The sequence below is a fragment of the Streptomyces sp. NPDC054975 genome, from assembly GCF_053609105.1.
In genome coordinates this window covers 32530-44014 of the sequence record NZ_JBSGWV010000052.1, presented here as the reverse complement: position 1 = coordinate 44014, position 11485 = coordinate 32530, and the positions used below count along the sequence as shown (strand labels likewise).

The following is an 11485-nucleotide window of genomic DNA, read 5'->3' as shown; positions in this document are numbered from 1 at the left end:
CGGGCCCCCCCCCGCCCTCCGCGCGCGGCGGGCGGGGCGCCCCCCCCGCGGCGGCGGCCCCCGGGGGGGGCGCCCGGGGGGCCCCGCCCCCGGGACGAGCGGAAGGCTACTTCTCCTGCTGCTTGCGCCAGCGGATGCCCGCCTCCAGGAAGCCGTCGATCTCGCCGTCGAGGACCGCCTGCGGGTTGCCGACCTCGAACTCCGTACGGAGGTCCTTGACCATCTGGTACGGGTGCAGGACGTAACTGCGCATCTGGTTGCCCCAGGAGCTGCCGCCGTCGCCCTTCAGGGCGTCCATCTTGGCGCGCTCCTCCTGACGCTGGCGCTCGAGGAGCTTGGCCTGGAGGACGTTCATGGCGCTCGCCTTGTTCTGGATCTGGGAGCGCTCGTTCTGGCAGGAGACCACGATGCCGGTCGGGATGTGCGTGATGCGCACCGCCGAGTCCGTCGTGTTGACGCCCTGGCCGCCGGGGCCCGACGCGCGGTACACGTCCACGCGCAGCTCGGACTCGTCGATCTCGACGTGATCCGAGGACTCGACGACCGGCAGGATCTCGACGCCCGCGAAGGACGTCTGGCGGCGGCCCTGGTTGTCGAAGGGCGAGATGCGGACCAGACGGTGCGTGCCCTGCTCGACCGAGAGCGTGCCGTACGCGTACGGGGCCTTGACCACGAAGGTGGTCGACTTGATGCCGGCCTCTTCCGCGTACGAGGTCTCGTAGATCTCGGTGCCGTAGCCGTGCCGCTCGGCCCAGCGCAGGTACATGCGCTGGAGCTGCTCCGCGAAGTCGGCGGCGTCGACGCCACCCGCCTCGGCGCGGATGTTGACCAGCGCCTCGCGCTCGTCGTACTCGCCGGAGAGGAGCGTACGGACTTCCATCTCGTCCAGTGCCTTGCGGACGGAGACGAGCTCCGTCTCGGCCTCGGCGCGGGTGTCCGGGTCGTCCATCTCCTCGGCGAGCTCGAAGAGCACCCCGAGGTCGTCGATCCGGCCACGCAGGGCCTCGGCCTTGCGGACCTCGGCCTGGAGGTGCGAAAGCTTGCTGGTGATCTTCTGCGCCGCCTCCGGGTCGTCCCAGAGGGACGGGGCCGCGGCCTGCTCTTCGAGCACGGCGATGTCGGCCCTCAGCTTTTCGAGGTCCAGGACGGCCTCGATCGACCCCATGGTCGAGGAGAGGGACTTCAGCTCTTCGGATACATCGACGACTGCCACGCGTCCAGCGTAACGGCTCGCCGCAAATGCCAGGTCCTCGCGCTTACGGCTGCGTCGACGTCTTCGAGTCCTGCGGCGGTACGTCGGTCTCCTCGGCGGTCGCCAGGTAGCCGCCCACCCCCAGCGCGCCCGCGACCACGACCGCCGCGATCGAGAGGGTGATCCGGCGCTTGCGGACCGTCTCCGCCTTGTGGCGGGCCGAGCCCGGGCGGCGGGCGCCCGACGGGCGGGGGGCGCGGGCCGTGCCCAGGGGGCCGCCCGCGAGCTCGTCGGGGGCGGGGACGCGCATGGAGGTGTGGGTGTCCCGGTTGGAGTCCGGAGACGCGCCGGGCACCAGGGGCACGGCGGCCCGCCGCGGCGCGTTCCCTCCGGCGGCCGTGCCCGCGCCCGTCGGGTACGGGTCCTCCTCGCGCGGTTCCGACGCCTGCTGCTCGGCGTCGTCGGGCTCGTCCACGTCCAGTGGCGGCAGCCCCGCGAGCAGCGGCAGGCACTCCCGCAACCTGCCGCCGAGCTCCGAGGCGCGCAGCCGGGAGGCCGGGGCCTTGGCCAGGCACTGGACGATCAGCTGCCACAGCTCCTCGGGGATGCCCGGCAGCGGGACGACCGTCTCCGTGACGTGGCGGCGCAGCACCGCGCCCGGGTGGCCTCCGCCGAAGGGCGTGAAGCCGGCCAGGAGTTCGTACAGGACGGTCGCGAGGGCGTAGATGTCGACGGCGGCGCGCGGCGGCAGGCCCTCGACGATCTCCGGGGCGAGGTAGTCCGGCGTGCCGATGATCCGCGTGGCCTTGGTGCGGCCCGGGGTGTCGATGAGCTTGGCGACCCCGAAGTCGGTGAGGAGCGCCGGGTGGGCGCCGCCGGGGCCGAGCGGGCCCTCCATGTCGAGCAGGATGTTCTCCGGCTTGACGTCCCGGTGGACGACTCCGGCGGCGTGCGCGGCGGCGAGTCCGTCGGCGACGTCGGCGATGATCGCGACGGCCGCCTCGGGGGCGAGCCTGCGCTCCCGGTCGAGCCGGGTCCGCAGGTCGGTGCCGCGGACCAGGTCCATGACGAGCGCCAGGTCGTTGCCGTCGACGACGAGGTCGCGGACGGCGACCACCCGGGGGTGGTCGAGGCCGAGCAGGGCGGTGCGTTCCTGGACGAAGCGGCCGACGAGCTCCTGGTCGGAGGCCAGGTCCTCGCGCAGCAGCTTGATGGCGACGGGACCCTCGGGGCCCTCGCCGAGCCACACCGTGCCGGCGCTGCCCCGACCGAGGATCTGGTGGGCCGTGTAGCGGCTGCCGATATTCCGTGCCAAGACTGCTCCCTCAGCGGCTGGCGGACGCGTCAAAGTTACGCGTCCGCAGCCGCCGGTCGTCACTTCCGAGGCGAAATCACCCTTCGGAAGTCGATAAATCGGCAGTACTACTGCCCTGTACCGCCGGTAGTAGTACCACTCGTACCGCCGGTACCGCTCCCCGAGTTCGCCAGCTCGGAGACCCAGTCGGTGAAGGAGGAGATTCCGTCGCCGATGGCCTGCCAGTAGCTCTTGCCCTCGGCGATCCAGCTCTGGAGCGGGGTCAGCTCCCAGATGAGCCAGCCCGCGACCACGAACAGCACGATCGAGAACAGGCAGCCCTTCAGGCAGCCGAGCCCCGGGATCCGCATCGGGTTGGCGCTGCGCCGGCGCGGCGCACGCGGCTCGCGAGGAGCCGGCGGCTGCGGGGCCTGCGGGGCGTACTGCTGCGGCTGGTGCTGCTGGGGCGCGTACTGCTGCGGCGGAGGCTGCTGCTGGTACCGGGGCTGCTGCTGAGGCTGCTGGTACTGCTGCTGTCCCTGGTGCCGCTGAGGCTGGTGCTGCGGCGGCTGCGGCTGCCGCTGCGGGCGGCGGCGCAGGGGGTCCTGGCTCGGGTCCAGGTACTGGATCTGCGTCTGCTCGTTGCGGTCGCGGGCGGCGGCCAGCTGGCTCTGCCAGGGGTGCGGCTGCTCCTCGTTCGGCGCGCCCTGCGGCGGCTGGGACGGTACGGGAGGCAGCAGCGCGGTCGGGTCGGCACCGCCCATCTGGCCGCCGCCCGGCCCGCTCGTGGGCAGGACGCTGGTCGGGGCGGCCGGGTCGAAGCGGCCGCCCGACCCGCTGGGCAGCATCTGGGTCGGGTCGGCGGCGCCGGGGGTCTCCGGGACCGGCGCGGGCGCCGGGTCGGGGGTGAGCAGCGCGCCGACGCCGTCGGCGGCCTCGATCTGCGCGGGCGTGGAGTGCACGCCGATGCCTGCGGCGACCGTACGCAGCCCACGGGCCAGGTTCTCGGCGCTGGGCCGACGCTCGGGGTCCTTGCTCAGGCAGCGCTCTATGACCGTCCACAGCGGTCCGGGCACGGTCGAGGGGCGCCGCGGCTCCTCGCTGAGGTGGCGGTGCAGCACTTCGAGGGCCGTGCCCCCGGCGAACGGGGGACGGCCGGTGACCAGCTCGTAGAGCAGGATGCCCGCGCCGTAGATGTCGACGGCGGAGGTCTGCGGGCGGCCCTCGGCGGACTCCGGCGCGACGTACGCGGGCGTGCCGACGAACTCGTGCGTCCGGGTCAGGCCCGGGGAGTCGGCGAGGCGCGCGATGCCGAAGTCCGTCAGCATCGGGTGCATCTGGCCGTCCTGCTCGGCGAGCAGCACGTTGGCGGGCTTGAGGTCGCGGTGGACGACGCCGTCGGCGTGGCTGGCGGCGAGCGCGTCGGCGATCTGCGCGGTGAGGAGCGCGGCGGCGACCGGGGTGAGCGGGCCGCTCTCGCGGATGTACCGGTGCAGGTCCGGGCCGTCGACGAGGTCCATGACCAGGGCGAGGACGTCGCCCTCCACGACCAGGTCGCGGGTGCGCACGATGTTGGGGTGGGTGAGCCGCAGCAGCACGGACCGCTCGCGCAGGAAGCGCATCACGATGTCCGCGTCGTTGGCCAGCTCCTCCTTGAGGACCTTGATCGCCACGGTCTCGCCGGGCTGGCCCTGGACGGCCGCCTCGGCGCCGGCCGCCTCTCGCTGGCGGGCTCGCCAGACGGTGCCCGTGGCGCCGCGGCCGAGCGGCTCCTCGAGCAGGTACTTGCTGCCGATTGGCCGCACGTCACGCGCTCCCTGCTGATCGTGGTCCTGAGGTCCCCGGGGTTCCTGTCATGAGTTGTGACCCGTCCGGGGTGTCCGACCCACTTTAGTGCCGCCGAACGGGTCAACGGTCGACCACAGGACGGCTGATTCCGGCATCCGACTTGTCCGAAAACAAGACGCACTCGTCGTCCCCGTGGTTGCCGCGAAGGTCGGAAGGCGTACTCAACCAGGCACTTTTTGGTCCACAGCCGACCATTCAAGATCACTTGGAGGCGACCCGCGGGCGGGTTGTCAGCGGCAGGTGCGAGGATGCACACAGCACGTCGCGTAGCGGGTCGGGAGCCCTCTGCGCCGTGCCGACCTGTACCGGACGACGCGTCCGTGCCGGGTGGGGGGAGGCACCGGGCGGTCCCCCTGCCGGGCACCACGCGCAGAAGGGACCGCTGACGGCGATGCAGATCCGGCTGACCGTCCTCGCGCCGCACGCCGGGCACGGCGCCGGCCGCGCCTGCGACGTGCTTGTCACCGCCCCGGCGGGGACGGCCCTGGCCGCCGTGGCCTCCGGTCTCGCCGCGGCCGTCTCCGGCCCGGACACGTCCCTGTCCGGTTCCACCGTGCTGTACGCGGGCCGGGAGCGGCTCGACGCGCGCCGCTGCTCGCTCGGAGAGCCCCCGCTGGTCGACGGCGCGATCCTCACGCTCCACGTCCCCGGCGAGGACGACCACCCGGGCGAGGACGCCTCGGCCCGGCTCCACGTGGTCGCGGGGCCCGACGCCGGCGGCGTGCACCTGCTGCACCGCGGTCCGATCAGAATCGGTCGTTCCATGGACGCGGACGTCCCGCTCGACGACCCGGACGTCTCGCGTGTCCACTGCACGGTGACGGTCGGGCACGACGGTCGCGTCACCGTCGCGGACCTGGGCTCGACGAACGGCACGACGCTGGACGGCGCCCCGGTCGGCGACCGCCCGGTCCGGCTGTCCCCGGGCGCCCTCCTGCGCCTCGGCGAGTCCGCCGTCCGCCTGACGGGCCCGGAGGACGGCGGCGCGGACTCCCTGCCGACGACCCCGGACGGCGAGGGCCACCTACGGGTGGAGCTGGGGGCGGGTGCGGCGGACGGGCACGACTCGGCTGCGAAGGCCGGCTCCGACCGGTACGGGACGGGCAGGGGTACGGGCACGAATTCGGGCCCAGGCACGGGCACGGCTCTGGACGGCGACAGCCCGTACGGCCAGGACTCACGGGACGCGACCCACGCGGGCTCACCCACGCACGCGCGCGCCGACGAGTTCGCGGACGGCGGCGAGGGCCCGGGCGAGGCGCACAGCAGGACCCGGCAGACCGAGCGCCCCACGGCCGCGCCGCGCGGCAGGCGCGGGATAGGAGCATGGGCCCGCCGCTTCGCCGGGGCCAGGGACGACGTCCAGCTCCCGGGCGCGGGCGACTTGGGTGCGGAGACCTCGCCCCGGCCCGGCGCGGGCCCGGCCGCCGGTCCCGCCGCGCCGACGGCCGAGACCTGGCCGGACCCGGCGGCCGTGCTGCTCACGGCGCTCGGTCCTGGCCCTCGGCTCTGGGAGCGCGGGGCGGACCATCCCGAGGCCCTCGTCGTCCGGCTCGGCACGACCGACCGGGCGGAGCTGTCCGGGGTGCCTGTCACTGTCGGGCTGCGCGAAGCGGGGTCGCTCGGGCTCGCGGGCCCCGGCGCGCGACTGGCCGGGCTCGCCCGCTCCGTGGTGGCCCAGCTCGCCGCCCTCCACTCCCCCTCCGACCTGGAGATCGTGCTGATCAGCGCGGACCGCGGGCGCTCCCTGGAGGAGCGGCGGCGGGCCTGGGGCTGGCTCGGCTGGCTCCCGCATCTGCGCCCGGCGCACGGCCAGGACTGCCGCCTGCTCCTCGCGTACGACCGCGACCAGGCCCATGCCCGTACGGCGGAGCTGACCCGGAGGCTCGACGACGGGCCGCTCGGGCCCGGCTGGCCGAGCGCCGACCGGGCGACGATCGCCGAGGCGGCGGCGCGGTACGAAGGGCCGGTCACGGTCGTGATCGTGGACGGCGACCCCGGCTCCGCGGCGCTGCGCGAGACCACCGCGCGGCTCGCCGGGGCGGGTGCGGCCGCCGGTATCCACCTGCTGTGCCTGGCCGAGGCACCGGCCGCGTCGCCCGTGTCTCCGGTCGCAGCGACGTACGAGAGCGCGTGCGCGGCCTCGCTCGCGTTCCGCGAGTGCGGGGCGGTCGCCCTGCTGAGCGGCGACGTGGCGACGGCGCTGCGACTGCTGCGTACGGCGGGTGGCCGGGCGGCGGGCCACGGGACCGTGGGCGTGGTGGACGCCGTGTCGGTGGCCTGGGCGGAGCGTTTCGGGCGGGCGCTCGCCCCCCTGCGTACGGACGCACCCGCCGCGCGGGGGCGGACGGCCGCGACGGCGCTGCCCCGGTCCGCGCGGCTCCTGGACGAGCTGGGTCTTGCCCGGGCCACACCCGCGTCGCTGCTGACGCGGTGGGCCGCGGCCGGAGACGGTACGGCGGTTCTGGGAGCCGGGCCGCGCGGCCCGGTCTCGGTCGATCTGACGGACGAAGGGCCCCATCTCCTGATCGAGGGGCCCGCGGGCAGCGGGCGCACGGAGCTGCTGCGCTCGATCGCGGCGTCCCTGGCGGCCGGCGGCCGCCCGGACCGGCTGGGGCTGCTCCTTGTGGACGGCGCGGGCGGTGAGCGCGGCGAAGGGCTCGCGGCCTGTACGGAGCTGCCGCACGTCACCGAGCACCTGGTGGCGTCCGACCCGGTGCGGATGCGTGAGTTCGCCCAGGCGCTGGGCGCGGAGCTGAAGCGCCGGGCGGAGATCCTGGGCGACGGCCACTTCGCGGACCGCCAGGCGGCGGCGCGCCTGATCGGCCAGCGTGCGCCGAGCGCGGCGGAGACCCTGCCCCCCGGCGCCCGCACGACGGCCCGCATCCCCGACGCCCGCACCCCCGAACCGCCCGACCGCCCCATCGGCCGCACCCTCCGCACCGGCGACGGCCCCGTAGGCGACTGCCCAGGCCCCACCGACACCCCGCCCGCCCGCACCCCGCACCCGGGCGCGGAGGACCTCCCGTACATCCCGAGCGGCAGAACCGCGCGCACGGGCGGCGAGGGCACGACCGGCGACCGCCCCAGCGGCAGGACGACGCGCGGCGGCGCGGAGGGCACGATCGGCGACCGCCCCAGCGGCAGGACCGTTCGCACGGGCGCCGACGACGTGACGTACCAGCCCAGCGGCCGAACGCCCCGCACAGGCGACGGAGCCCGTGCCGGCGGCCGAACGCAGCGCTCGGGCGTCGATGACCTCACGTACCTGCCCAGTGCGCGGCCGCCGGTCACCGGGGCCGGTGACCTCACCGATCGCCCGAGCGGCAGGACGTCCCGGCAGGGCGCGGGCGCGGACGACCTCACGTACCGCCCGAGCGGGCGGACGCACCGCGCCGACGCCGACGACCTCGCCGACCGCCCCAGCGGGCGGGTTCAGCGGCTCGGCGGTGCCGAGGATCTCGTGGAGCGGGGATCCGGTCGGACGCCCCGGCCGGGCGGGGAGCCCGACGCGCGCCGGACGCCCGACGCCCCACGGCCGGTGGACGCGGGCCGGACGGCCGACGTGCCGCAGACGCCCGACGCGCCCCAGGCCTCGGACGCCCACCGCGCATGGCCCCACACCGGCGACGACGCCGCCGCGCTGCCGCGCCTCGTCGTGCTGGTCGACGACTTCGACGCGCTCGTAGCGCCCGCGCTCGGTTCGCCCGGGCGGCCCGCCGCCGGGTCCGTCGTACGGGCGCTGGAAGCCGTCGCGCGCGGCGGAGCGCGCCTCGGGGTGCACCTGGTCGCGACCTCGTCGCGCCCCGACCGTACGGCGGACACGGAGCTGGCCCACGGCGCCCGGCTGCGGATCGTGCTCGACGCGGCCCCCGCCGCGCCCGGTCCGGACGACCCCGCGCCCGGCCGGGGACGGCTCGGGCACCCGGACGGCCGGGTCACCCCGTTCCAGGCCGGACGGGTCACCGGCCGCATCCCGCGCACGGCGACGCTCCGGCCGACCGTCGTCCCGCTGGAGTGGGAGCGGATGGGCGACCCGCCCACCCGCAGACCCGTCCGCGAGCTCGGCAACGGCCCCACCGACCTGGCCCTTCTCGCCAGCGCGCTGGACCGCGCCGCCCGGTCCCTGGACGCCACCCCGATCTCGCCGCTCACCCCCGCGACGCGTACCTGACAGCCCGAGCCAAGGCCTGACAGCACGTCACGAGCCCATCACGATCGCCCACTTGCCACGGAAGGCGGTATTGCGGGGCCCGGTCCCCCGGCGTAGACCTGAGCGCACGGGACACGCACCGCGCACGTGAGAGACGGGGCAGAAATGCGTACAACTCTTCGTACACACAGGACCGCAGGAGCCGCACGCACCGCAGGAGCCGCACGGACCGCTGCCACGGTCACCGCGCTCGCCCTCGCCGCCACCCTCGCCGGCTGCGGCAGTGGCGGGGAGAAGGACACGGGCACGAAGGAGCCCGGCCCGCCGGCCACCTCCAGCAGCGCCCTCACCCTGCCCGACCTCAAGGGCCAGAAGGTCGAGGTCGCCGCCGTCTGGACCGGCCCGGAGCAGGAGAACTTCACCAAGGTCCTGAAGGAGTTCGAGAAGCGCACCGGCGCCACCGTCACCTTCGTGCCCGCCCAGGACCCGATCGTGAACTTCCTCGGTACGAAGATCGCCGGCGGCTCCCCGCCCGACGTCGCGATGCTCCCCCAGGTCGGCGCGATCCAGCAGGCCGCCGCCCAGAAGTGGCTCAAACCGGTCGGCCCCGAGGCCGAGGCGCAGCTCGCCAAGAACTACTCCCAGGGCTGGCGGGACCTCGGCGCGGTGAACGGCACGCAGTACGGCGTGTACTTCAAGGCCGCCAACAAGTCCCTGATCTGGTACAACAACGCCGCCTTCGAGAACGCGGGCGCCACCGAGCCGAAGACCTGGAAGGAGTTCCTGGCGACCGCCGAGACGATCTCGGCCTCCGGCGTCACCCCGGTCTCGGTCGGCGGCGCGGACGGCTGGACGCTCACCGACTGGTTCGAGAACATCTACCTCTCCCAGGCGGGTCCGGAGAAGTACGACCAGCTGGCCAAGCACGAGATCAAATGGACGGACGCGTCCGTCAAGCAGGCTCTCACCACCCTCGCCGAGCTGTTCGGCAAGCCGCAGCTGATCGCGGGCGGCGCGGACGGCGCGCTGCAGACGGAGTTCCCCGTCTCGGTCACGCAGACCTTCACCGGCGGCGACCAGCCCAAGGGCGCCATGGTCTTCGAGGGCGACTTCTCGGCCATCAACATCGCGCAGACCAGCGCGAAGATCGGTACGGACGCGAAGGTGTTCCCGTTCCCCGCGGTGGGGGCGGAGTCCCCGGTCGTCACGGGCGGCGACGCGGCGGTGGCCCTGAAGGACACCAAGGGCGCCCAGGCCCTGCTGACCTTCCTCGCCTCCCCCGACGCGGCCGCGATCTGGGCGGGCGCGGGCGGCTTCCTCTCGCCCAACAAGAACCTGGACCTGAGCGCGTACCCGAACGACGTCCAGCGCGAGATCGCCAAGGCGCTCCTGGAGGCCGGGGACGACTTCCGCTTCGACATGTCGGACCAGATGCCGCAGTCCTTCGGCGGCACGCCCGGCAAGGGCGAGTGGAAGGCGCTGCAGGACTTCCTGAAGAACCCGAAGAACATCGCGGGAACGCAGGCGCGGCTCGAGGCCGACGCCGCCAAGGCGTACAAGAGCTGACGCCATGGCGACCGCGTCCAGGGCCCCCAAGGCCCGCACGGTCACGGGCACCCGCAGGACGATCGCGGCGGGGTTCCTCCTCCCCGCCCTGGTCCTGCTCGGCGCGCTCGTCGTCTACCCGATCGGGTACTCCGTCCAGCGCTCGTTCTTCGACAAGTCCGGGGACTCCTTCGCGGGCTTCGACAACTACATAGCCCTCTTCACCGACGACACGATCCTCACCGCCGTCCGCAACAACGCGATCTGGGCGGTGGTCGCCCCGACCGTCGCGACCGTCCTCGGCCTGATCTTCGCGGTGCTCACCGAACGGGTGCGCTGGGGCACGGCGTTCAAGCTGATCGTCTTCATGCCCATGGCGATCTCGATGCTGGCGGCCGGGATCATCTTCCGGCTGGTCTACGAGCAGGACCCGGACCGGGGCGTGGCCAACGCCGTCTGGGTCGGCGTCCACGACACCTTCGCCGAGTCCTCCGGCTTCCCTCGGGCACGCCCGCTGCCCGTCCACCCGCTCAAGGCGGCGGGCGGCGGCGCGTACATCACGAAGACCCCGGTCCGTACGGGAGAGGTGGCGCGGCTCCCACTGATCGGCGTACCGCCCGCGCAGATGCCGAAGGACGCCCGGCCGGCGCGCGAGCCGGACGCGGCGGCCGGGCAGGACGGCGGGATCACCGGCACGGCGTGGCTGGACTTCACCCGGGGCGGCGGCGGGAAGCCGAACGCCGTCGACGCGAAGGAGGTCGGCCTCAAGGGGCTGCGGATCGAGGCGGTGAAGGACGGGAGCGTGGTGGCCACGACACGGGCGGCTGCCGACGGCTCCTTCACCCTCCCGGCCGCCGCCGACGGCGCCCTGCTCCGGCTGCCCGCGAGCAACTTCCGCGAGCAGTACAACGGGGTGGAGTGGCTCGGCCCTTCGCTCGTCACCCCGGCGATCATCGGCAGTTACGTGTGGATGTGGGCCGGGTTCGCGATGGTCCTGATCGCGGCCGGACTGGCGAGCGTGCCACGGGAGCTCATGGAGGCGGCCCGGGTCGACGGGGCGAACGAGTGGCAGGTCTTCCGCCGGATCACCGTCCCGCTCCTCGCGCCGGTCCTCGCGGTCGTCCTCGTGACGCTGATGATCAACGTGCTGAAGATCTTCGACCTGGTGTTCATCATCGCGCCCGGCTCGGTGCAGGACGACGCGAACGTGCTCGCGCTCCAGCTGTACCGCTCGTCGTTCGGGACGGACGCGGATCTCGGGGTGGGCTCCGCCATCGCCGTGCTGCTGCTCCTGCTGGTGATCCCGGTGATGGCGTTCAACATCCGCCGGATGCGAAGGGAGGCCCGCAGGTGACGGCATCGAATGAAGGCAAGCCGGGCCCCGGGGCCGGCGAGCACGACCTCGGCCCCCGCGAGCCGGTACCCAGCCCCCGCGAGCAGGACCCCGCAGACC

General features: G+C 74.3%; 6 protein-coding genes. 3 read left to right on the top strand and 3 right to left on the bottom strand.

The features are described 5' to 3' along the window. Window positions 1-106: 106 nt before the first annotated feature. The 3 genes from prfB to ACWF79_RS29735 form a co-directional block, all read right to left on the bottom strand. Window positions 107-1213: a peptide chain release factor 2 gene (gene prfB, locus ACWF79_RS29745; protein WP_453731260.1), complete on the bottom strand. Its 1107-nt coding sequence runs from the start codon at window positions 1211-1213 to the stop codon at window positions 107-109. A gap of 43 nt (window positions 1214-1256) precedes the next feature. Further along, window positions 1257-2507 (bottom strand): serine/threonine-protein kinase, encoded by a 1251-nt coding sequence (locus ACWF79_RS29740; RefSeq protein WP_453731259.1) that lies wholly within the window; start codon window positions 2505-2507, stop codon window positions 1257-1259. Between the two features lie 107 nt (window positions 2508-2614). Beyond that, window positions 2615-4291, bottom strand: a complete 1677-nt coding sequence (locus ACWF79_RS29735) for a protein kinase domain-containing protein (protein ID WP_453731258.1) — start codon at window positions 4289-4291, stop codon at window positions 2615-2617. A gap of 434 nt (window positions 4292-4725) precedes the next feature. On the opposite strand from ACWF79_RS29735, the gene ACWF79_RS29730 reads away from it, so the two are divergent. From ACWF79_RS29730 to ACWF79_RS29720, 3 genes are all read left to right on the top strand, one after another. Beyond that, window positions 4726-8508, top strand: coding sequence for an FHA domain-containing protein (locus tag ACWF79_RS29730; RefSeq protein ID WP_453731257.1), 3783 nt, complete (start codon window positions 4726-4728; stop codon window positions 8506-8508). A 144-nt stretch (window positions 8509-8652) separates the two neighbouring features. Beyond that, window positions 8653-10053 (top strand): ABC transporter substrate-binding protein, encoded by a 1401-nt coding sequence (locus tag ACWF79_RS29725; RefSeq protein WP_453731256.1) that lies wholly within the window; start codon window positions 8653-8655, stop codon window positions 10051-10053. Window positions 10054-10057: 4 nt separating this feature from the next. Then, window positions 10058-11386 (top strand): carbohydrate ABC transporter permease, encoded by a 1329-nt coding sequence (locus ACWF79_RS29720; RefSeq protein WP_453731255.1) that lies wholly within the window; start codon window positions 10058-10060, stop codon window positions 11384-11386. The last annotated feature ends 99 nt before the right edge of the window (window positions 11387-11485 follow it).

Coding starts and splice junctions, on each gene's coding strand:
- ACWF79_RS29730 (WP_453731257.1), top strand. CDS start 4,726: ATGCAGATCCGGCTGACCGTCCTCGCGCCGCACGCCGGGCACGGCGCC.
- ACWF79_RS29725 (WP_453731256.1), top strand. CDS start 8,653: ATGCGTACAACTCTTCGTACACACAGGACCGCAGGAGCCGCACGCACC.
- ACWF79_RS29720 (WP_453731255.1), top strand. CDS start 10,058: ATGGCGACCGCGTCCAGGGCCCCCAAGGCCCGCACGGTCACGGGCACC.